Genomic DNA, 21,392 nt, shown 5'->3' on the forward strand with positions numbered 1-21,392 from the left:
CCGGTGGCGGCTGGACGGGGGCCCGTAAGCACTGGATAATACGGACATTAGATAGGTGTGAGGTGATATGGCCAGAATTCTCGTGGTCGACGACGAAATAGGCATCCGCGAACTGCTGTCCGAGATTCTCTACGACGAAGGCCACACGGTCGAGCTGGCAGAAAATGCAACTCAGGCGCGGGAATACCGGTTGCGGCAGCGGCCCGATCTGGTGCTGCTCGACATCTGGATGCCCGACATCGACGGCGTCACCTTGCTCAAAGAATGGTCGAGCCAAGGGCTTCTGAACATGCCCGTGATCATGATGAGCGGCCACGCCACGGTCGATACTGCCGTCGAAGCCACCCGCATCGGCGCGGTCGATTTCCTCGAAAAACCCATCACGCTACAAAAGCTGCTGAAATCCGTTGCGGCGGGGCTTGCTCGTGCGGTGATCCCGGCATCGATGCGCAGCCGTACAGAACGGCCGCTTACCACAGAGTCCCTCTCTACCCATCTTCCTGTGCCCATGGGCGCGGCTCAAGCGGTTTCCCCGTCCCCCCCTGCTGTTGGCACTGCACCGGCGGATGCCTCGCACCTGGGCAGCATCTCACTGAACCAACCGCTACGCGAAGCGCGCGACGCCTTCGAGCGCATCTATTTTGAATACCATCTGGACCGCGAAAACCACAGCATGACGCGGGTTTCTGAGCGCACGGGCCTTGAACGCACGCACCTGTATCGCAAACTGAAGCAACTGGGCATCGAAACCTCGCGCAAGAAGGCCATCAGCTGATCAGACGCCGTTCCAACCCTGAACAAAGACATCCACCGGCTGACGCTTGCCGCCAGACCGCTGCAACACCAAAATCCGCAGCACCCCTTCGACAGTCGACACGTCGATCCCCTTGGCGTCTACCTGCGCAACGGTTCCGGGCGCATGGTGCGGTACACCCGCTTCGTCTGGCAGCGCCTGCGCGGCCCAGACCTTGACCGGGTCATCAATCCCAGGGAGCATCAGCGTACTCCCTGGAAACGGATCGAACGCGCGAATACGCCGCTCCAGCACAGACGCAGGCAACGAAAAATCCAGAGGGGCCTCTGTCTTTAACAGCTTGGCAGCATAACTCACGCCTGCTGCAGGCTGCGGCCGGGAAACCAGATGTCCCTCCGTATCGAGCTGCTCAAGGACGCGCACGATGGCTTGCCCCCCCAACTGAGCCAAGGCCTCATAGAGGCTCGCTCCAGTCTCGTCGCTCGCGATCGGATACTCCACGCGTCGCACCATGGCGCCAGTATCCAGCCCGGCGTCCATCTGCATGATGGTGACACCGCTGGCCGTATCCCCTGCTTCGATGGCCCGCTGAATGGGCGCTGCGCCCCGCCAGCGCGGCAAGAGACTCGCATGAATGTTCAGGCACCCGTGTGCAGGGAGATCAAGCACCCACTGAGGCAGGATCAGGCCATAAGCAGCCACCACCATCAATTCCGGCGCCAGATCCTGCAACACGACACGTGCAGCCTGTGCCTCTTCGGGATACTTGCCGTCCAACCGGAGGCTGCGCGGCTGGCAAACCGCAATGCCATGATCAGCGGCCACCTGTTTGACCGCCGAAGGCACGAGCTTCATGCCTCGGCCCGATCGTCGATCGGGCTGTGTGAACACGGCCAAGACTTGATGTCCGGCCGCCAGAATCTCTTGCAGCGCCTGGGCTGCAAAATCAGGTGTCCCGGCAAAAACCAGACGCGCCACTACACGCCCGCCGTTTCGCGCTGCGCCTCGCGCTGCTGCTTGCGCAGCCGCGTGCGAATACGATTCTGCTTCAGGACGGACAGGTATTCGACGAAAACCTTGCCCAGCAGATGATCGAGCTCGTGCTGCACGCACACTGCCAGCAAGCCGTCGGCATCGAACTCGTAGGCCTCGCCGCGCTCGTTCAGGGCACGAACATGAATGCGCGCCGCCCGTTCGACCTCGTCGTAAATGCCCGGAACCGACAGACACCCTTCTTCATAGACCTGGCGCTCTTCGCTCTTCCAGGTGATTTCGGGATTGATCAGCACGTGCAGGTCGTTGGCTTCTTCGGAGACGTCAATGACCACGACACGCTCGTGCACATCGACCTGCGTGGCGGCCAGGCCCACGCCGGGAGCTTCGTACATGGTCTGAGCCATGTCACGAACCAGCTGCCGAATGCGGTCGTCGACCTGTTTAACAGGAGCCGCGACCTTGTGCAGCCGTGCATCCGGATATTTGAGAATGGGAAGCAAAGCCATGATAAAGCCTAACTAAAATCTTCAAAGCTCTATGATAAAACAAGTCGTCTTGGCTGATTGTGTCGCAGTGCCCCTCCAGGCCCCTGCACTCGTGGCACACTGGCAGCATGGCGCTCACGATAGACTCCCCCGAACTGCAGGCCTGGATTCGCCTGGGCCTGGAACCTCAGATCAAGGCTGAACACCTGCGGCGGCTGCTGTCCGTCTTTGGGATGCCTCAAGACATCTGTGCCGCCTCCACGGGCAGCCTGGCGCACTACCTGGAACCCACGCTGGCTGCTCGCCTGGCGCAGGCACCGGATGCCGAACAACAGGCGCGCATCACTCAGACGCTGAAATGGCTCGAAAGCCCCAGACGCAGCTTGCTGACCTTGGCCGACCCCGACTACCCCAAGGCGCTGCTCGATCTGTCGGACCCTCCGCCCATCCTGTTCGTGCACGGCAATCCGGGCATCCTGCAGCATCCCGCACTCGCCATGGTGGGGGCCCGCAGCGCCACACGCGTCGGTATGGAAAACGCGCGGGACTTCGCCCAATACCTGGCCGAACGCGGATGGTGCATCGTCAGCGGCCTGGCTAGCGGCATCGACACCGCAGCCCATCAAGGGGCCCTGCGAGCGGGCCCCGAGGCGGGTGGGACCCTGGCCGTTCTCGGGACTGGCATTGATCGAGTCTACCCCCCTGCCAACCGCGACCTGGCTCACCGCATCGCCGAACAAGGTCTGCTGATTTCCGAATTCCCGCTGGGCACGCCAGGGCTGCCCTTCAACTTCCCCAGACGCAACCGGCTGGTGGCTTCACTGAGTGCTGGAGTCCTGGTGGTCGAAGCGGCACGCCGCAGCGGATCTCTCATCACGGCCCGTCTCGCGGGTGAGCTGGGCCGCGAAGTCTTTGCCATCCCGGGTTCCATCCACTCCCCGTTATCGCATGGATGCCATGCCCTCATTCGGCAGGGTGCAAAGTTGGTGGAATCAGGCCAGGATATCCTCGAAGAACTGCAACAGGGCGCACTCCCCGGGGTCCGTTCCAGCACGCAGACGCCAGAACCCAAGCCCATCGCACCTCCCGACGGCATCACGGCAGAAGACTTCGCCGCACTGCTGAGCGCGCTGGGTCACGAGCCTGCGGGGCTGGACACCCTGCAAGCCTGCACCCACTGGGACACGAGCACCCTGCTGCAACGGCTCACGCTTCTCGAACTTGCGGGGATGCTGGATCATCAGGCCGACGGGCGCTACGCACGGACAGTCTGAGGCCACCCCCCTGCGCTATGATGGTTCTCTCAATCGACCCCGCAGATCCAAACTATGTCTGAACACATCAAAATCGTCGAAGTCGGACCGCGCGACGGCCTGCAAAATGAAAAAGCGTTCGTGGACACGGCTGTCAAGGTCGAACTGGTCAATCGGCTGGCAAGCGCGGGGTTTTCCAATGTCGAAGCCGCTGCCTTCGTATCGCCAAAATGGGTGCCCCAAATGGCCGACGGCAGTGACGTCATGACGGCCATTACCCGGCGACCCGGCACGATCTACTCGGTGCTGGTGCCCAACATGCGAGGGTTCGAGGCTGCCCTGGCCGCCCACGCCGACGAAGTCGTGATCTTCGGTGCAGCCAGCGAGGCTTTCTCGCAGCGCAACATCAATTGTTCCATCGCCGAATCCATCGAACGCTTCCGCCCGGTCGCGGCTGCTGCCAAACAGGCCGGGCTGCGCCTTCGGGGCAGCATCAGCTGCTCGTTGGGCTGCCCTTACCAGGGTGAAACCCCTCCTTCGGCCGTTGTGGACGTGGCCGAACGCCTCCTCGCACTGGGATGCGACGAAATAGACGTGGCTGACACCATCGGAGTTGGCACTGCAGCCAAGGTCAAGCGTGTGCTGCAGGCCGTGGGCCGGGTGGCTGATCTGTCGACGCAGGTGTCGGGGCACTTCCACGATACCTATGGTCAGGCGCTTGCCAATATCCTGGCCGCACTGGAATGCGGCGTGCGCATTTTCCATAGTTCGGTCGCCGGCCTGGGGGGTTGCCCCTACGCCAAAGGCGCAACCGGCAACGTGGCTACCGAAGACGTGCTGTACCTGCTCAACGGACAGGGCCTGGAGACCGGCGTCAACCTCGACGCCGTGGTAGACATCGGCCAGTGGATTTCGGAGCGCATCGGCCGCCCAACGTCCAGCCGTGCCGGCCGCGCCCTGGCCCTGAAGCAACAGAACTGAATGCTACGAGTCGTCCTTCATTCGTAGCGGCGTACGTCGTCGATGACCTTGCCATCGTTAGGCAGTGCCCCTGATGGCAGGATTTCGATGGCAGCGCGCAGTTTGGTCTGCTCGCGTACCGTATCGGCCAGAGCCGCCACATCCACCTGAGCGTCCGACTCGACTCGCAATGTCATGACGTCGTGGCCTGCCTCGCCCGACACGACCAGCCGTGCCCGGAGGATCTCAGGATGACGCGTCAATACCCGCGCCAACTGTTCAGGATGGACGAACATGCCTCGCACCTTGGTGGTCTGATCGGCGCGCCCCAGCCAGCCCCGAATGCGTATATTCGTGCGCCCGCAAGGCGATTGGCCCGGCATGAAGGCTGACAGATCTCCGGTGCCGAAACGCAGCAACGGATAATCGGGATTGAAGGTGGTCACGACGACTTCGCCGACATCACCGTCAGGAACCGGCTGATTGGTCCCCGGGCGAACAATCTCGACGATCTTGTCCTCGTTGACGACCAGACCATCACGTGCCTCGGTTTCAAAGGCCACCATGCCGAGATCGGCGCTGCCATACGCCTGGAAGCCGGCGATACCACGCTGCTGGAACCAGGCCTGCAGTGAAGGCGGATAAGCCTCGCCAGAAAACAGGGCGTGCCGCAGGAGTGGCAGCCCCACCCCCATTTCGTCAGCGCGTTCGAGGATGATGCGCAGAAAACTGGGAGTCCCCGTGTAGCAATGCGGGGCAAGATCGGCCATGGCACGAACCTGCTGCTCGGTCTGCCCCACGCCACCGGGAAACACGGTGCAACCCAACGCGTGCGCCGCAGTCTCCATCATGGAGCCCGCCGGGGTGAAATGGTACGAAAAGCAGTTGTAGACCAGCATGCCGCTACGCACTCCCGACGCATACAGTGCGCGGGCAAAGCCCCAGTAGTCAGGGCGGGCGCTCTCGGGCTCGTAGATGGGGCCAGGCGATGCAAATACCCGCCGGGCTGCGCCCCAACCCACGGTCGAAAAGCCTCCGAAGATCCGCTCGCGTTCAGCCGGTGCCGACCCGGCGGACGCCACAATACGGGCCGCATGCTGAAGTTGCAGCAGCTCGGTCTTGCGCAGGACCGGTACGCAGGCCAACGCCTCGCGCGAGGTCAGTTCTGCGATATCCACGCCCCGCAATTGGCGAGCAATGGCTCCAGCCTGCTCGCACGCCGCTGCCAGAACGACGGGTAGGCGTTCAAACAATTCACGCTCCCGCACTGCAGCAGGGCGCGTCTCTCGTGCATCAAAATAAGCCTGCATGCCACCCCCTTCAGGATCAAGCCAGCCAGCGCTTGCGCCGACGATAAAACTTGGTCTCTCGAAAACTCGTGCGTCCCGCGCCCGAGACCCCGAGATAGAATTCCTTCACGTCTGCGTTCTGCGCCAGATCTGCTGCAACGCCATCCATCATCACGCGCCCGCTTTCGAGGATGTAGCCGTAGTCGGCATAGCGCAGCGCGACATTGGTGTTCTGTTCGGCAAGCAGGAAACTTACGCCTTCGCGCTGATTCAGGTCGCGCACGATCTGGAAGATTTCATCCACGATCTGCGGCGCCAGCCCCATGGAGGGCTCATCGAGCAGAATCATGCGCGGGTCCGCCATGAGGGCGCGGCCGATCGCTGCCATTTGCTGCTCACCGCCCGAGGTGTAGCCTGCCTGGCTCTTGCGGCGCTGTTTGAGACGCGGGAAATACTGATAGACACGGTCCAGCGCCGCTTCAAGCTGCGCACGCGACAAGATTCGGGTGTAAGCGCCCGTGAGCAGGTTTTCTTCGATGGTCAGGTGCGCAAAACAATGGCGCCCCTCCATGACCTGGATCACTCCGCGCTGCACCAGATCGGCCGGCGTGAAGGATTCGGTGCGTTCTCCCCGGTATTCGATGCTTCCCTTGGTGACTTCTCCCCGCTGTCCTCTGAGCAGACTGGAAATCGCGCGCAGGGTCGTGGTCTTGCCTGCCCCATTGGCGCCCAGCAGCGCGACGATGTCGCCTTCTTGAACCCGCAACGACACCCCCTTGAGCACCAGGATGACGTGGTTGTAGATCACCTCGATGCCGTTCACGTCCAACAGCGTCCCGGGGGATGCGGCCGATGCTGCGACCGATGTGCCATTCATCACTTCTCTCCAGACGAGGCCGGGTCCCCCCGGCCTCGGAACGAGTGCCTCAGTGTCCTGCTCGGTCAGTTCGATCAGGATCGACCGACCAGAACGCTAGCCTTCGGCCTTGCAGTCACGGGTGGCGAGCTTCTTTTCAGCGGCGTACTTGTCGCCCAGGGACTTCACGAGCGGCTGCACGTACTTGGGGTTGGACTGATACCAGTCGGACACCACGTTGAACTTCTTGCCATCCCACTCGATGATCCGGGCCCAGTCGGTGCCCATGTGGTTCTCGCACGTGGTCTGCACCGGCCGCATGAGCTTGGCAAACCCCAGCTTTTCGAGCTGCGGCTCGCCGAGGTTCAGATGCTCGTATCCCCAGCGGACCTGCTCCGGCGACATGTGCTTGCCCTTGCCGAATTTTTCTTGTGCCGTACGGATGGCCTCGACCTGCAGCATGGAAATCATCATGCCGCGGGTGTATGCCAGCGAACCGAACGACTTGCCGTCCTTGTCGGAGCCCAGCCCTTTGTCGTAGACGTATTTCTTCACGTCCTGGTGCACGCGGCCATGCTCGGCGCTGTTCTGGATGGTGATGCCGTGATAGCCCTTGGCAGCCGCCCCCAGGTCCTGCACGTCGGTTTCCGAGCTGGCCCACCAGATGCCGTACATCTTGTCGCGCGGATACCCCACGCCCTGCGCCTCCCGGATGGCGGTGGGCGTCATGATGCCTGCGCTCCAGAGCAGCACGAAATCAGGCCGGTTCTTGCGGATCTGCAGCCAGGTGGATTTTTGCTCGACGCCAGGGGCCGTGACCGGATAGAGCTGCAGATCGAAGCCGTTGGCCTTGGCGCGCTCCTGCAGCAGAGGGATAGGTTCCTTGCCAAATGGCGAGTCGTGGTAGACCAGGGCGATCTTCTTGCCCTTGAGCTTGTCTTCTCCACCGAGACGCTTGGCAATGTCCTGGATCATGACGTCGGCAGCCGTCCAGTACGTGCCCAGCAACGGGAAGTTCCACTTGAACACCCGACCATCGGCCGACTGCGACAGGCCGTAGCCAACCGTGACCACCGAGCGACCATCCACCATGGCGCGGTCCGTGACGGCAAAAGTGATGCCCGTGGACTGCGTGTCAAAGCCGGTGGCGCCACCCATCTTGTCTTTCAGGCGCTCGTAGCATTCCACCCCCTTGTCGGTGGAATAGGCCGTTTCGCATTCTTCGTAGGTGATCTTGACGCCGTTCACCCCGCCGTCACGTTCGTTGATGAGCTTGAGGTAATCGAGTTTGCCATCCGCCCAGGGAATCCCCAGTGGAGCAAACGACCCGGTACGGTACACCAGCAGCGGGACGAAATTCTCTTCGGCCGCCTGGGCAGTGCTCATCACGCCCACCAAGCCCGTGGCGGCCAGCACGACAGCCGCAGAGGTTCGAGTCAGTGCATGCTTCATCTTCATCTGTAGCTCCTCCTGGTGCTTGTGGCACCTTTTAAAAAATTGACGATCAATGCGGAAAAGGCCAGATCCGCAGCTTTTCTTTGGCGATGCTCCAGAGCCGCGCCAGGCCATGTGGCTCAACAATCAGGAAAAAGACGATCAGAAAGCCAAACACCATGTGGTTGATGTGCGCGGCCAGATCCACCGGTAAGGAAAACCCCACCAAGTGCGGCACATTGGTGAGCAAAATGGGCACCAGCACCATGAAGGCGGCGCCAAAGAAGCTCCCGATCACCGATCCGAGGCCACCAATGATGATGATGAACAGCAGTTCGAGCGACCGGTTCAGGTCGAAGGCCAGCGGCTCCCAGGACCCCAGATGGATGTAGGCCCACAAGGCGCCCGCCACTCCAATGATGAAGGAGCTGACTGCAAACGCCGTGAGCTTTGCGTACACCGGACGGATTCCGATCACTGCAGCGGCCACGTCCATGTCTCGAATCGCCATCCACTGCCGGCCGATGGCACCGCGAACCAGATTTTTGGTGAGCACGCCAATCACGACCACGAAACACAGCACGAAAAGGTATTTCTGTGCGGGGGTTTCAACGGGAAGCCCGAATGCCTCCAGTGCGGGAACCGACACATTGCCCGACGTGGAGTTGTTCGTCAGATAGGGAATGCGCAAAAAGGCCCAATCCATGAAGAACTGTGCTGCAAGAGTGGTGACCGCCAGATACAGGCCGCGAATGCGCAGGCTGGGCACACCAAACACCACGCCCGCCACCATGGCAAGGACCCCACCCAGCAGGATCTGCACCACCAGCGGCAGCGCTGGAATGCGCACACCGAAATTCCAGGCCGCATACGCCCCGACGGCCATGAACGCCCCCGAACCGATCGAGATCTGGCCGCAGTAGCCCACCAGCACGTTCAGGCCGATGGCGGCCAGCGCCAGAATCAGAAACGGGATGAATACCGCCTGCAGAAAGTATTCAGAGGCTCCCAATGGCACGACCGCAAAGGCCACGACCAGCAGTGCAGCCACGAACCAGCGATCCTGGAGAATCGGAAAAATCTGTTGATCTGACCGGTAACTGCTCTTGAATTGCCCGTTTTCACGATAAAGCATGCACGAACCCCTATTCGCCAGTCGTCAGACGCGGTCGATGATTTTTTCGCCGAACAAGCCCTGAGGCCGAAACAACAGGAACACCAGCGACAGCATGTAGGCAAACCAGATTTCGATGCCCCCGCCGACGAACGGCCCCAGATAGACTTCGGAGAGCTTCTCTCCCACGCCAATGATGAGGCCGCCCACGATAGCCCCCGGCACCGAGGTGAGGCCGCCCAGAATCACTACGGGCAGCGCCCGCAGCGCGGCCGTCGACAAAGAAAACTGCACGCCGAATTTGGAACCCCACACCAGGCCGGTGACCAAGGCCACCAGACCGGCGACCGTCCAGACCACCACCCAGATGCGATTGAGCGGGATACCTACGGACTGCGCGGCCTGGTGATCATCGGCCACCGCCCGCAAGGCACGCCCCACGGGCGTGTATTGAAAAAAGAACGCCAAGGCGGCCACCAGCACTGCCGCGACCAGAGCAGCCGTCAGATCTTCGAGACTGATCAAGACCCCGTTTTCGAACAGGTTCGTGAAAATGATGACAGGGTCCTTGGGCATGCCGACGTCGATGGAATACACCGAGCTGCCAAACAGCATCTGCCCGATCCCGTCCAGAAAATAGCTGATTCCTATCGTGGCCATGAGCAGCGTGGTTTCTTCCTGGTTGACCAGATGACGCAGCACCAGCCTCTCGACCAGGACCGCGACCAGCCACATGAACAGGGCACTGACGATGAACGCCAGAATGTTGGCCAGCCAAAGAGAATCACCCCCCAACCAGCCATTGATCCACCCAGAAAAGCGCGCCATGGCAAGGGCGGCGATCAGCACCATCGCGCCCTGGGCAAAGTTGAATACCCCCGACGCCTTGAAGATCAGGACGAAACCCAAGGCCACCAGGGCATAGAGCATGCCGCTCATGAGGCCACCGATCAGCGTTTCGAGAAAGAAACCCATGATTGCTCCCTGTGCCTAGTGACTCGCACCCAGATAGGCGCGGATGACTTCAGGATTGCTGCGCACCTCGTCGGGAGTGCCGTCGCCAATTTTGCGGCCGTAATCGAGCACCACGACCCGGTCCGAGATGTCCATGACCACCCCCATGTCGTGCTCGATGAGCACGATGGTCGTGCCGTATTCGTCGTTGACGTCAAGGATGTAGCGGCTCATGTCCTGCTTTTCTTCGATGTTCATGCCCGCCATCGGCTCATCGAGCAGCAGAATGCGGGGCTCCATGGCCAGCGCCCGCCCCAGGTCTACACGCTTTTGCAGCCCGTAAGGCAGGCGTCCTACCGGCGTCTTGCGCCAGGCCTGAATCTCGAGAAAATCGATGATGCCTTCGACGAATTCACGGTGTGCGATTTCTTCACGCTCGGCCGCCCCGAGCCGCAAGGCCTGTGCAAGCAGACCACTCTTCATGCGCAGGTTGCGCCCGGTCATGATGTTGTCGAGTACGCTCATTCCCTTGAAGAGCGCCAGATTCTGAAACGTGCGTGCAATGCCCATTTCGGCTGCACGGCGAGGATTCATGCGCGCGAACTGCCGCCCTTCGAGCCAGATGCCGCCTTGCTGAGGGGTGTACACGCCGTTGATGACATTGAGCATGGAACTCTTGCCCGCGCCGTTGGGGCCAATAATGGCGCGGATTTCGTGCTCGCGCACATCAAAGGAGATGTCCGTCAGCGCATTCACGCCCCCAAAGGATAGCGAGATATTCTGCAGATCGAGGATGGGGGCACCCACGCGTCGGGCGCGCAAATCGTCGGCGTCCACTCCAGGCGTTGCCATGTCGGTCATTTATGCAACCTTCTTCAACGGTATGGACGAGGCGACAGGAACCGGCTCGATGCGCAGATCGGCGCACACCTGCCCTTTGCGGCCATCCTCGAACTTGACTTCGGTTTCGATGTACTGCGACTTGCGCCCCTGGAACAGAGCTTCGATCAGCACGGCGTATTTCTGGGCGACGAACGCCCGACGCACTTTGCGTGTGCGTGTGAGTTCGTCATCATCCGGGTCGAGTTCCTTGTGCAGGATAAGAAAACGCACCACTTGCGAAGCGGCCAGCTTGGGATCGGAGGCCAGATCCCGATTGGCCTGCGCGACGCAATCGCGAATGAGGTCGTAGACCTCGGACTTGCCGGCGAGATCGGTGTAGCCCGCATACGGCAGTCCCCGGCGCTCGGCCCAGTTGCCCACGGCTTCGAGGTCAATGTTGATGAAGGCGCAGACCTCGTCGCGCCCCGCCCCGAACGCCACAGCCTCTTTGATGAACGGAAAGAATTTGAGCTTGTTCTCGATGTACTTTGGTGCGAACAGGCTACCATCGGACAGATGACCCACGTCTTTGGCGCGATCGATGATCTTGAGCTGTCCGTCGGTATCCAAATACCCCGCATCACCCGTGTGATACCAGCCATCCTCGGTGTAGGACTCGGCAGTCGCCTTGGGATTGAGGTAATAGCCCGAGAACAGGCCCGGGCTGCGCAGCTGGATCTCGCCGCTGTCGGCTACCCGGATTTCGACGCCGTCGCACGGCGGCCCTACGGTGTCGTCCCGCACCTGGCCGTTGGCCTGTACGCAGACGAACACGGACGTTTCGGTAGACCCATACAGCTGCTTCAGATTGATGCCGATGGAACGATAGAACAGGAACAAATCCGGCCCGATGGCCTCACCGGCCGTGTAGGCGACCCGCACCCGGCTCATGCCCAGAATGTTGCGCAAGGGGCCGTACATCAGCAGATCACCCAGGGCATAACGGATTCGATCGACCAACCCAACAGAGGCGCCATCCAGAATGCGCGTCCCCACCCGGCGCGCCAGCTTCATGGACCGGTAGAAGAGCCAGCGCTTGAAGCCGCCAGCGTCTTCCATGCGGATCATCACGTGCGTGAGCAGCCCTTCAAGGACTCGAGGTGGGGCGAAATAATAAGTAGGCCCAATGTCACGCAAATCGATGGAGACGGTTTCGGGGGATTCAGGGTGATTGACCGTGAAGCCCGTCGTGAGGAACTGTGTGTAGGAAAACATGTTCTGCCCGATCCAGGCGGGGGGCAGGTAGGCGAGCACGTCTTCGCGGTCGGTCAGGCCCTCGAAGGACTCGATGGCGCGGGCCCGATCGATCAGCGCCTGGTGGCTGAGCATCACGCCCTTGGGCTTGCCGGTAGTGCCCGAGGTATAAAACATGGCGGCCGTGTCACCGGGGCGAATTGACGCAATACACTGGTCGATTTCGTCCGGATGCTGGGTCAGGCGTGTTTCGCCGCGCGCAAGCAAGGATTCCCAGCCCAACAGGCGAGGGTCTGAATAATGCCGCAAGCCTCTGGGGTCGTCATATACGATGGTGCGCATCGCCGGACATTGAGCGGAGACATCGAGCATCTTGTCGACCTGCTCCTGATCCTCGACCACCACCACACCCACTTCGGCATCCTGCAGGACATAGGCCATTTCATCCGCCACCGCATCCTGGTACAGCGGAACGGGAATGGCGCCCAGGCACTGGGCGGCCATCATGGCCATGTACAACCGTGGCCGGTTCTCACCCACGACGGCGACATGGTCCTGCGCAACCACGCCCAGATCGGCCAGGGCGGCGGCCAGGTGGCGGACCTCGTGAGCCACCTCGGCCCAGCTCAAGGTCTGCCAGATGCCAAGGTCTTTTTCACGAATCGCAGGGCGACCGCCGCGAACCCTCGCATGATGCATCAGCAAGGTCGGGAACGTGTTCGGCAGGGTGGATTCCTGTACCATGATGTCTCCGCAGCTTACGTAGAACTTCTGCTTCTAAGGTACCGGCTGCACCTGGCACCGACTGTCGCATATATGACATTCGATCGTGATCTAGGGTAATTCCCCATGAACCCGACTCAAGATTTGCAAGCGCATGCCGCCTGGTTCGACCTGCTCGAGGACGACCAGCAGGCCCGCGTGCTGCAAGACACTACCGTGGCCCATGTCGAGGCGGGCACCCTGATCGAACACAAGGGCGTCGTGGCCAGTGCCTGGATCGGCGTGCTCGACGGGCTCATCAAGGTGTCTGTCGGCAACGCCGACGGAAAGCTGGCCTCGCTCACGGGGGTCCCCGCCGGCGGGTGGATAGGTGAAGGCTCGCTGCTCAAACACGAAGCCCGCAAATACGACATCATCGCGCTTCGCGCCAGCACCATCGCACGCTTGCGCGGCGACACATTCTACTGGCTGCTCGATGCCAGCATCCCTTTCAATCGTTATTTGCTGCACCAGCTCAACGAGCGTGTGGCACAGTTCATCGGCAAGGCCGAGTACGACCGCCTGCTCGCTCCGGACGCCCGGGTGGCGCGGTGCCTGGCCGAGCTCTTCAACCCCCTGCTGTACCCAGGCAATTCCATGCGCCTGGAAATCACGCAAGAAGAAATCGGCTACCTGGCCCGGATCTCGCGCCAGCGCACCAATCAAGCGCTGCGAGCACTCGAAGGCGCTCAGCTGCTCAAGGTGGAATACGGTGCCGTGCAGGTGCTGGACCTCGACGGCCTGAAGAATTTTGGGCTCTGATCCGGGTATCCCCAAGACAGCCTCAAACGGCCGGATTAAAATGGGGCCGCTTATAGGTTTATGTATCTCCTCAATTCTCTAGAGGCTGCACAACATGGCTGAGCCGCATCCGCAACACCTGCCGTCCTACCTGGACCCCGCCAACCCTGGCCCCTGGGCTATCTACCTTGAACAGGTGGATCGGGTGACACCCTACCTGGGCCCCCTGGCGCGCTGGGTCGAAACCCTCAAACGCCCCAAACGCATCCTGGTGGTCGATGTCCCGGTCGAACTCGACAACGGCACCATCGCCCACTTCGAGGGCTACCGCGTTCAACACAACACCTCACGAGGCCCGGGAAAGGGCGGCGTGCGCTTTCACCAGAACGTCACGCTATCCGAAGTCATGGCGCTGTCGGCCTGGATGTCGGTCAAATCGGCCGCGGTGAACCTGCCCTTCGGCGGAGCCAAGGGCGGCATCCGCATCGACCCCCGGCAGTACTCCATGGGTGAGCTCGAACGCATCACCCGCCGATACACGAGCGAAATCGGCGACATCATCGGACCCAACAAAGACATCCCGGCGCCCGACGTCAACACCAACGCCCAGGTCATGGCCTGGATGATGGACACCTACTCGATGAACTCGGGCCGCACGACCACCGGCGTGGTCACCGGCAAACCGGTCTCGTTGGGGGGCAGCCTGGGACGGGTTGCCGCCACGGGGCGCGGTGTCTATGTGGTCGCTTGCGAAGCAGCACGCGAATCCGGCATCGAGATCAAGGACGCACGCATTGCGATCCAAGGCTTCGGCAATGTGGGCGGCACCGCGGCCCAGCTGTTCCACGAAGCCGGCGCCAAGGTGATTGCCGTTTACGATCACACCGGTGTCGTCCACAACGAGCGAGGCTTGAACGTCCCTGCCCTGCAAAACTACGTCCACGAACACGGCGGCGTGGCAGGTGCCCCTGACGCCGACACGATGACGCCCAAGGAATTCTGGTCACTCGAAACCGAAATCCTCATCCCGGCCGCCCTTGAAGGCCAGATCACGCGCGACAACGCCGATCTGATTCACACTCGCATCCTGGTCGAAGGCGCCAACGGCCCAACCACTCCTGAAGCCGACGACATCATTTCGGCCAAGGGCACCATGATCATCCCGGACGTCGTGGCCAACGCGGGCGGGGTAACGGTCAGCTACTTCGAATGGGTGCAGGATTTCTCCAGCTTCTTCTGGACGGAGCAGGAGATCAACCACCGGCTCGAAGCCATGATGCGCTCGGCCTATGGCTCGATGTCCAAGGTTGCACGAGAACACTCGGTGTCGCTGCGCACAGCCGCGTTCATCGTCGCTTGCTCGCGCATCCTCGAAGCACGCCAGGTTCGCGGTCTGTACCCCTGATGCATCGCCACCTGGTTCTCATTGGCACGGGCGGCACAATTGCCGCCACGGCCAATGCCGCGCAGCAGCTCACGGACTACACCGTGACGCAAGGGATAGCCGCCATGCTGGCGGCAGTCCCGGGCGCGCACGAGCTGGCGGACATCCACTGTGAACAGCTTTTCAACATCGACAGCCGGGCCATGGGCTCGGCCCAAGTGTTACGCCTGGCGCGCCGAATCGAACAGCACCTGAAGTCGGGCGCCGTCGACGGCATCGTCGTGACTCACGGCACGGACACTCTTGAAGAGACCGCATTCCTGCTGCACCTGACGCTGCAGTGCCAGGTCCCTGTCGTCCTGGTGGGGGCCATGCGTCCAGGATCGGCCCTCAGTGCAGACGGCCCACTCAATCTCTACAACGCATTGCTGGTTGCCTGCGACCCTGCAAGCCAGGCGCGGGGGGTATTGGTTGCCATGAACGACACCATCGTGTCGGCACGCGCCGCCCTCAAGCTCAGCACGACCCAGGTGCAAGCGTTTGGCGTCGACGGCACAGGCGTCCTGGGCTCGATCACCGACAGAGTAGTCCGCTACTGGGCACGGCCCGACGTCCCTGCCAACCCACTGTGTTCACTCAAGGGCCTGCGCCGATTGCCGGCCGTGGACCTCATCCTCGATTACCAAGACGCGCCGCTGCACCCGTACCAGGCCGCCATCGCGGCAGGAGCCAGCGGCATCGTGGTCGCCGGCATGGGAAACGGCAGCCTGAGCTCTGCCGCAGAGCGAGGCTGTCGGCTGGCCACCCGGCATGGCCTGGTCTGCATCCGCGCAAGCCGGGTACCCCGTGGCGCGGTGACACTCAAATCCAGCGACCATGACACTGGTCTCCTGGCCGCGGGGGCACTGAACGCACTGCAAGCCCGCACCGTGCTGCGGCTGGCGTTGGCGCAGCACTGGGGTACAGAACAGATCCGCGAGACGCTGCAGCGCCTTTAAGACTGGCCCGTATGCCGAGGCATCAAGCCGTCCAGTCGAGCACTACCTTTCCGCTTCGCCCTGACAACATGGCCTCGAAGCCCTGGCGGTAGTCCGCCACCGGAAAATGGTGCGTCAGGATAGGAGAAAGATCGAGGCCGCTTTGCAGCATGGCCACCATCTTGTACCAGGTCTCGAACATCTGCCGGCCATAAATCCCCTTGATTTCCAAGCCCTTGAAGATGACCTGGCTCCAGCGGATGCCCACGCCATCGGGTTGTATGCCCAGCATCGCTACCTTGCCGCCGTGGTTCATCTGCTCGATCAGGCTCTCCAGCGCCACGGGGGCCCCGGACATCTCGAGGCCCACGTCAAAACCTTCGGTCATGCCGAGTTCGCCCATGACGTCCTTCAGATTCTCGCGCGAGACGTTGACGGCACGCGTAGCGCCCATGCGAGACGCCAGCTCCAGCCGATAGTCATTCACGTCCGTGATCACGACATGACGCGCCCCCACATGTCGGGCGACGGCCGCTGCCATGGCCCCAATGGGGCCCGCACCGGTGATCAGCACGTCTTCGCCCACGAGGTCGAAAGCGAGCGCCGTGTGTGTCGCATTGCCGAAGGGATCGAAAATCGCCGCCAAGTCATCGGACACATCATCGGGAATCTTGAAGGCATTGAAAGCCGGGATCACCAGATAATCGGCAAAGGCACCCGGCCGATTGACGCCGACCCCCTGGGTATTGCGGCACAGGTGCCGGCGACCGGCCCGGCAATTGCGGCAATGGCCGCACGTGATGTGTCCTTCGCCCGAGACCCGATCCCCGACCTTGAAACCGTGGACTTCCTGCCCGACACCCACGATTTCACCGACGTACTCGTGCCCTACGTGCATGGGCACCGGGATCGTATGCGACGCCCATTCGTCCCATTTCCAGATATGGATATCCGTCCCGCAGATGGCCGTCTTGCGGATCTTGATCATGACGTCGTTGTGTCCCATGACTGGTTTGGGGACATCCACCATCTCGAGCCCTTCTGCGGGCTGCATCTTGGCCAAAGCTCTCATGAAATCTCCCGGCTATCTGGGGTGGGAATCACACCCAATGATCTTCCGACACGGGCAAATGCCTGGACGGCGCGATCAATGTCTGCCGACGTGTGCGCTGCGCTCATCTGGGTGCGAATGCGGGCTCTGCCCTTGGGGACAACCGGGTACGAAAACCCGATCACGTAAATGCCTTCGGCCAACAACGCGTCCGCCATGCGGGTGGCCAACGAGGCATCACCCAGCATGACCGGAATGATGGGATGCTGCCCCGGGACCAGATCAAAACCCAGCGCCTTCATTGCATCGCGAAAATGACGACCGTTCTGATGAACGCGTTCACGCAAACGCGCCCCTTCGGGCGATTGCAGCAGTTCCAGGACACGCTGTGAGGCGGCCACGATCGCTGGTGCCAGCGTGTTTGAAAACAGGTAGGGACGCGAGCGCTGCCGCAAGAGTTCGACCACAGCACGGTCTGCCGCCACATACCCCCCAGAAGCCCCCCCGAGCGCCTTGCCCAGGGTGCCCGTGAGAATATGCACGCGACCTTGTACACCGCAGTATTCGGGCGTACCGCGCCCACCCGCCCCCATGAAACCCACCGCATGCGAGTCGTCTACCATGACCAGCGCATCAAATTCGTCTGCCAAATCGCAAATGCCTTGCAGATTGGCCACGATGCCATCCATGGAGAACACGCCATCAGTGGCAATGACCACGTGGCGCGCGCCATCGGCCCGCGCGGCCTGCAGCTGCACGCGCAGATCAGTCATGTCGTTGTTGGCGTAGCGATAGCGGCGGGCCTTGCACAAGCGCACGCCATCGATGATGCTGGCATGATTGAGTGCATCGCTGACGATGGCGTCGCGCTCATCGAACAAGGCTTCGAACAGCCCGCCATTGGCATCGAAACAGCTGGAATACAGGATGGAATCGCCCATCCCCAGCCACTGTGCCAGCGCAGATTCCAAGGCTTTGTGGCCTGACTGGGTGCCGCAAATGAAGCGCACTGAAGCCATGCCGAATCCGTTCTCGGACAACCCCTGTTGCGCAGCCTGTATCAGGCGCGCGTCGTTCGCCAGGCCCAGATAATTGTTCGCACAGAAGTTCAGGACATCAGCGCCGCCAGATAGCCGAATCCGGGCTGCCTGCTGACTTGCAATGACACGCTCTGACTTGTAGAAGCCGTCTGCGCGCAACTGGTCGATTCGAGCCTGCGCGTCGGCAAGAAAGCGTTGAGACATGATCCACCTTTTGGGAGAATATGCAGTCGGCCGGCCTGTCTGACCAGCCTCAGGTATTGTACGCTGGCAGGGCCTGTCGCCCGTTGTGCAAACCGGGGCCAATGGCAGGCAAAAGGGCTTCAATTCTGGTGGTCTGCTGTTTTATGATGCAGCATGAATAGCGTCATTCATGACAATATTCTCATTTGCGTACAGGGAAGCTCGCTGTCTGGTTTTTTTGGTAAAGACTCTACGAATGCGCGCTTCGCTCTTCACTCACTGCTGACAAAGGCCTCATGCTTCGCCTGCCGCACTTGCTCCGCGCTTTGCTTCTGGCTCTCACCGTGCTCAGCTCGGGCCTGGCTGGCACCACAGCACAGGCCGTTACCTTGCGGGTCGGAATTTATCCCCAACGACCCGACGTCTACGTCGACGCCAACGGACAACCCGCCGGCATCCTGGGCGACATCCTGGTCGAAATCGCGCGCCGCGAAGGCTGGACGCTCAAGACCCAGACCTGTGTGTGGGCGCAATGCGTCCAGATGCTGCAGTCCGGGCAAATCGATCTGCTCCCGGACATGTACTACACCCCGGAGCGTACAAAGACCTTCACCTTCCACCACATTCCAGTTCTGCACAGTTGGTCGCAGATCTACGCCAGGCCAGGCTCGCCGCTTCGAGCCATCGGAGACCTCAAAGGCAAGAAACTGGCGGTACTGGCGGGGTCTACCCAAAACGATTATCTACGCACGACGCTGGCGGGGCTGCACATCCCCGTCACCCTGGACGTCGTCCAAAAGCTGGACGAAGGCTTCAAGCGCGTGCACGACCAACAAGACGATGCAGTGGCCTCCGATTACTTTTACGGTGAGCTCTCCTCGCACGACTATGGGCTCGTGGCGACCCCTATCATTTTCCAGCCACTGCAAGTGTTCTATGGCATGACCAAAGGGACCAACCCCCAGATCCCTGCCACCATCGATCGCTATCTGGCCTCCTGGCAAGCGACGCCGGATTCGTTCTACTACCGCACGCTGAACCACTGGCGCTTGCCCTTTCACCCGTCCGTCCTCGAGACACAGGGGCCATGGATCATCGGGGCCTTGGTGGCTCTGCTGGTGCTCACACTGATCTTCGCGCTGACGTCGCGTGTGCAACTGGGGCGCCAGCGAGCACGCCTGCAACTGAACGAACGCCGTTTCGAAACGATTCTGGGCAGTATCGACGCTTGCGTATGCACCAAGGACATCGATCAAAAATACCTCTATGCCAATGCCCAGCTCGAGGCCTTCTACGGCGTTCCTGCCGGCAGTCTGATCGGTCACCGTGACGAAGACTTCCTGGGAGACTCCGACACCCTGGAATCCATCAACGCTTCGGACCACGCCGTGCTGTCTTCACGCAAACGGCAAGTCACACAGCCCGAGATCGTGCCCCCAGGAAGCACACAAGGCCATACGTTTCTGTCCATCAAGGCGCCGCTTCTCAAATCCGACGGCACCGTCGAAGCCATTTGCACGGTCGCCACCGACATCACTGACCGAGTCCGTGCCGAAGCTTCAGCCCACCGCCTGGCGTACTACGACATCCTGACCAACCTGCCCAACCGCCGCCAGGCGCTCGCCCGGCTCGAAGACCTGACCAAAAAAGCACAAGAAAAACAGACCATCGGCGCATTGCTGGTCATCAACCTGGATAACTTCAAGAAGATCAATGACCTGCACGGGCACCAAAGCGGCGACGAGCTCCTGCGCAGCGTGGCAGAACGCCTGACGCGATCGACCCGCGACCGCGACATGGTGGCCCGCACGAGCGGCGACGAATTTCTGGTCCTGCTCGATGGCCTGGGCACTCCGTTGGCCGAAGCAGCACGACACGCTATGCAAGTCGCCGAAAAGCTCAGGCTCAGTATCGCCCGGGCTTTCGTCGTGCTCGACAAGCCTGCCTATATCACCGCAAGCATCGGAACGACGCTGCTCCATGCGCAAACGTCATCGGTGGACGCCGTGATCCGCGAAGCCGACCTGGCTGCACACCGCGCAAAGGACCAGGGCGGCAACCAGGTCACTTTCTACGAGCAAGAACTCCAGATCGAAGTCGAACAACGTCTCTGGCTTGAACACGACCTGTTGCAGGCGCTGAATACACCGCAGCTTTCTCTGCACATCCAACCACAATTCGGTGCGGGCGGCCACGTCACGGGCGCCGAACTGCTGGCACGCTGGAACCATCCCACACGCGGGGCCATTTCACCATCCACCTTCATCCCCATTGCCGAAGCGTCCGGGCTCATCAACCTGTTGGGCGAATGGACGCTTGGGGTGGCCTGCAAGACGCTGCTGATGCTGCAAGAATTGGGAGAAACCTACCCGCTATCGATCAACGTGAGTCCCAAGCAACTCATGGAGTCACATTTTGTGGACTACGTGCGCAACACGCTCGAGACTCATGATGCACCCGGAAACCGGCTGATCTTTGAAGTCACCGAGGGGGTGCTGATCCAGGACGTCGTCGCGGTTGCCGACCGCATGCAGGCCCTGTCTCTGCTTGGCATCCGGTTTTCGATCGACGACTTTGGCACCGGCTACTCCAACCTGGCATCCCTGAAGCGCTTGCCGCTCTACGAACTCAAGATCGACAAAAGCCTGGTGCAAGACCTGCCCAACGACGAAGAAGACATCGCCATCGTGCAGCTGATTCTCGCCATGGCCGACAAGCTCAACCTGCGGGTCGTCGCCGAAGGCGTAGAAACCCAGGCTCAGTCAGACTTCCTGTTCAGCCGCAACTGCGACGCCTTGCAGGGCTTTCTGCTGGCACGCCCCATGCCCATCGATGCCTGGACGCAACAGGTTCAGGCACGGCGCAACGGGGTGAGTCGCATCGACACCCTGCGCTAGCGCGACGCTCGGCTGCCGGTGGCGCCCATGCCTTCCCAGTGAGGGCCTGGAATCTGGATATCGAAGAGTTCAAGCACCCGGCACACTGTGTGGTCCACCATCTCGTCCAGGTTTGCGGGGTGCATGTAGAACGCAGGCAGTGGTGGGAAGATGACTCCACCCATTTCGGTCACCGCCGTCATGTTG

General features: G+C 61.3%; 18 protein-coding genes and 1 pseudogene. 7 read left to right on the plus strand and 12 right to left on the minus strand.

What is annotated here, in order from left to right; all coding sequences use genetic code 11:
• Positions 1 to 67: 67 nt before the first annotated feature.
• The gene (locus VF285_RS07300; RefSeq protein WP_346951960.1) at positions 68 to 775 is read left to right on the plus strand and encodes a response regulator; all 708 of its coding nucleotides are present in this window, start codon (positions 68 to 70) and stop codon (positions 773 to 775) included.
• Here VF285_RS07300 and fmt read toward each other — a convergent pair whose 3' ends face one another.
• Positions 776 to 1,732, minus strand: coding sequence for a methionyl-tRNA formyltransferase (fmt, locus tag VF285_RS07305; RefSeq protein WP_346951961.1), 957 nt, complete (start codon positions 1,730 to 1,732; stop codon positions 776 to 778).
• On the minus strand, positions 1,732 to 2,256 hold the full coding sequence (gene def, locus VF285_RS07310; RefSeq protein WP_346951962.1) for a peptide deformylase: 525 nt from the start codon (positions 2,254 to 2,256) through the stop codon (positions 1,732 to 1,734). The genes fmt and def overlap by 1 nt, the downstream gene beginning before the upstream one ends.
• Before the next feature lie 107 nt (positions 2,257 to 2,363).
• Here def and dprA point away from each other — a divergent pair, with 107 nt between their 5' ends.
• A complete protein-coding gene (gene dprA, locus VF285_RS07315) occupies positions 2,364 to 3,509 on the plus strand; it encodes a DNA-processing protein DprA (RefSeq protein ID WP_346951963.1) in 1,146 nt (381 codons plus the stop codon).
• A gap of 54 nt (positions 3,510 to 3,563) precedes the next feature.
• Positions 3,564 to 4,469 carry a hydroxymethylglutaryl-CoA lyase gene (locus tag VF285_RS07320; RefSeq protein WP_346951964.1) on the plus strand — a complete coding sequence of 302 codons (906 nt, stop codon included), beginning with the start codon at positions 3,564 to 3,566 and terminating at the stop codon, positions 4,467 to 4,469.
• A gap of 17 nt (positions 4,470 to 4,486) precedes the next feature.
• On the opposite strand, the gene VF285_RS07325 is transcribed toward VF285_RS07320, so the two are convergent.
• The 7 genes from VF285_RS07325 to VF285_RS07355 all read right to left on the minus strand — a co-directional run bounded on the left by VF285_RS07325 (position 4,487) and on the right by VF285_RS07355 (position 12,915).
• Entirely contained in the window at positions 4,487 to 5,758 is a 1,272-nt protein-coding gene (locus VF285_RS07325) for a phenylacetate--CoA ligase family protein (protein WP_346951965.1), read from the minus strand.
• A 16-nt stretch (positions 5,759 to 5,774) separates the two neighbouring features.
• On the minus strand, positions 5,775 to 6,614 hold the full coding sequence (locus VF285_RS07330) for an ABC transporter ATP-binding protein (protein ID WP_346951966.1): 840 nt from the start codon (positions 6,612 to 6,614) through the stop codon (positions 5,775 to 5,777).
• A gap of 96 nt (positions 6,615 to 6,710) precedes the next feature.
• Positions 6,711 to 8,051, minus strand: coding sequence for an ABC transporter substrate-binding protein (locus tag VF285_RS07335; RefSeq protein ID WP_346951967.1), 1,341 nt, complete (start codon positions 8,049 to 8,051; stop codon positions 6,711 to 6,713).
• Between the two features lie 46 nt (positions 8,052 to 8,097).
• Positions 8,098 to 9,162: a branched-chain amino acid ABC transporter permease gene (locus VF285_RS07340; protein ID WP_346951968.1), complete on the minus strand. Its 1,065-nt coding sequence runs from the start codon at positions 9,160 to 9,162 to the stop codon at positions 8,098 to 8,100.
• Between the two features lie 24 nt (positions 9,163 to 9,186).
• Entirely contained in the window at positions 9,187 to 10,116 is a 930-nt protein-coding gene (locus tag VF285_RS07345; RefSeq protein ID WP_346951969.1) for a branched-chain amino acid ABC transporter permease, read from the minus strand.
• A gap of 15 nt (positions 10,117 to 10,131) precedes the next feature.
• Complete coding sequence (locus VF285_RS07350; protein ID WP_346951978.1) at positions 10,132 to 10,947, minus strand: ABC transporter ATP-binding protein; 816 nt, start codon at positions 10,945 to 10,947, stop codon at positions 10,132 to 10,134.
• Between the two features lie 9 nt (positions 10,948 to 10,956).
• Positions 10,957 to 12,915 carry an AMP-dependent synthetase/ligase gene (locus VF285_RS07355; protein ID WP_346951970.1) on the minus strand — a complete coding sequence of 653 codons (1,959 nt, stop codon included), beginning with the start codon at positions 12,913 to 12,915 and terminating at the stop codon, positions 10,957 to 10,959.
• 105 nt (positions 12,916 to 13,020) lie between these two features.
• Here VF285_RS07355 and VF285_RS07360 point away from each other — a divergent pair, with 105 nt between their 5' ends.
• The 3 genes from VF285_RS07360 to VF285_RS07370 all read left to right on the plus strand — a co-directional run bounded on the left by VF285_RS07360 (position 13,021) and on the right by VF285_RS07370 (position 16,056).
• Positions 13,021 to 13,695 (plus strand): Crp/Fnr family transcriptional regulator, encoded by a 675-nt coding sequence (locus VF285_RS07360; protein WP_346951971.1) that lies wholly within the window; start codon positions 13,021 to 13,023, stop codon positions 13,693 to 13,695.
• 94 nt (positions 13,696 to 13,789) lie between these two features.
• On the plus strand, positions 13,790 to 15,079 hold the full coding sequence (locus VF285_RS07365; RefSeq protein WP_346951972.1) for a Glu/Leu/Phe/Val dehydrogenase: 1,290 nt from the start codon (positions 13,790 to 13,792) through the stop codon (positions 15,077 to 15,079).
• Positions 15,079 to 16,056, plus strand: a complete 978-nt coding sequence (locus VF285_RS07370; RefSeq protein WP_346951973.1) for an asparaginase — start codon at positions 15,079 to 15,081, stop codon at positions 16,054 to 16,056. Before VF285_RS07365 ends, VF285_RS07370 begins: the two co-directional genes overlap by 1 nt.
• A 22-nt stretch (positions 16,057 to 16,078) precedes the next feature.
• Here VF285_RS07370 and tdh read toward each other — a convergent pair whose 3' ends face one another.
• Together tdh and VF285_RS07380 are read right to left on the minus strand one after the other, a co-directional pair.
• Positions 16,079 to 17,107: an L-threonine 3-dehydrogenase gene (tdh, locus tag VF285_RS07375; RefSeq protein WP_346951974.1), complete on the minus strand. Its 1,029-nt coding sequence runs from the start codon at positions 17,105 to 17,107 to the stop codon at positions 16,079 to 16,081.
• On the minus strand, positions 17,104 to 18,330 hold the full coding sequence (locus VF285_RS07380) for a glycine C-acetyltransferase (RefSeq protein WP_346951975.1): 1,227 nt from the start codon (positions 18,328 to 18,330) through the stop codon (positions 17,104 to 17,106). The genes tdh and VF285_RS07380 overlap by 4 nt, the downstream gene beginning before the upstream one ends.
• Before the next feature lie 275 nt (positions 18,331 to 18,605).
• On the opposite strand from VF285_RS07380, the gene VF285_RS07385 reads away from it, so the two are divergent.
• Positions 18,606 to 21,206, plus strand: coding sequence for an EAL domain-containing protein (locus tag VF285_RS07385; RefSeq protein ID WP_346951976.1), 2,601 nt, complete (start codon positions 18,606 to 18,608; stop codon positions 21,204 to 21,206).
• Here VF285_RS07385 and VF285_RS07390 read toward each other — a convergent pair.
• Positions 21,203 to 21,392, minus strand: a pseudogene (locus tag VF285_RS07390) (hypothetical protein); the annotation flags it as partial. The gene VF285_RS07385 and the pseudogene VF285_RS07390 sit on opposite strands and share 4 nt — an antisense overlap.

The sequence above is a fragment of the Castellaniella sp. genome (genome assembly GCF_036379515.1).
Lineage (GTDB): Bacteria > Pseudomonadota > Gammaproteobacteria > Burkholderiales > Burkholderiaceae_B > Castellaniella.

Excerpts from the sequence above, each read along its gene's own strand:
- VF285_RS07300 (WP_346951960.1), top strand. The coding sequence starts at position 68 with ATGGCCAGAATTCTCGTGGTCGACGACGAAATAGGCATCCGCGAACTG.
- def (WP_346951962.1), bottom strand. The coding sequence starts at position 2,256 with ATGGCTTTGCTTCCCATTCTCAAATATCCGGATGCACGGCTGCACAAG.
- dprA (WP_346951963.1), top strand. The coding sequence starts at position 2,364 with ATGGCGCTCACGATAGACTCCCCCGAACTGCAGGCCTGGATTCGCCTG.
- VF285_RS07320 (WP_346951964.1), top strand. The coding sequence starts at position 3,564 with ATGTCTGAACACATCAAAATCGTCGAAGTCGGACCGCGCGACGGCCTG.
- VF285_RS07325 (WP_346951965.1), bottom strand. The coding sequence starts at position 5,758 with ATGCAGGCTTATTTTGATGCACGAGAGACGCGCCCTGCTGCAGTGCGG.
- VF285_RS07330 (WP_346951966.1), bottom strand. The coding sequence starts at position 6,614 with ATGAATGGCACATCGGTCGCAGCATCGGCCGCATCCCCCGGGACGCTG.
- VF285_RS07335 (WP_346951967.1), bottom strand. The coding sequence starts at position 8,051 with ATGAAGATGAAGCATGCACTGACTCGAACCTCTGCGGCTGTCGTGCTG.
- VF285_RS07340 (WP_346951968.1), bottom strand. The coding sequence starts at position 9,162 with ATGCTTTATCGTGAAAACGGGCAATTCAAGAGCAGTTACCGGTCAGAT.
- VF285_RS07345 (WP_346951969.1), bottom strand. The coding sequence starts at position 10,116 with ATGGGTTTCTTTCTCGAAACGCTGATCGGTGGCCTCATGAGCGGCATG.
- VF285_RS07350 (WP_346951978.1), bottom strand. The coding sequence starts at position 10,947 with ATGGCAACGCCTGGAGTGGACGCCGACGATTTGCGCGCCCGACGCGTG.
- VF285_RS07355 (WP_346951970.1), bottom strand. The coding sequence starts at position 12,915 with ATGGTACAGGAATCCACCCTGCCGAACACGTTCCCGACCTTGCTGATG.
- VF285_RS07360 (WP_346951971.1), top strand. The coding sequence starts at position 13,021 with ATGAACCCGACTCAAGATTTGCAAGCGCATGCCGCCTGGTTCGACCTG.
- VF285_RS07365 (WP_346951972.1), top strand. The coding sequence starts at position 13,790 with ATGGCTGAGCCGCATCCGCAACACCTGCCGTCCTACCTGGACCCCGCC.
- VF285_RS07370 (WP_346951973.1), top strand. The coding sequence starts at position 15,079 with ATGCATCGCCACCTGGTTCTCATTGGCACGGGCGGCACAATTGCCGCC.
- tdh (WP_346951974.1), bottom strand. The coding sequence starts at position 17,107 with ATGAGAGCTTTGGCCAAGATGCAGCCCGCAGAAGGGCTCGAGATGGTG.
- VF285_RS07380 (WP_346951975.1), bottom strand. The coding sequence starts at position 18,330 with ATGTCTCAACGCTTTCTTGCCGACGCGCAGGCTCGAATCGACCAGTTG.
- VF285_RS07385 (WP_346951976.1), top strand. The coding sequence starts at position 18,606 with ATGCTTCGCCTGCCGCACTTGCTCCGCGCTTTGCTTCTGGCTCTCACC.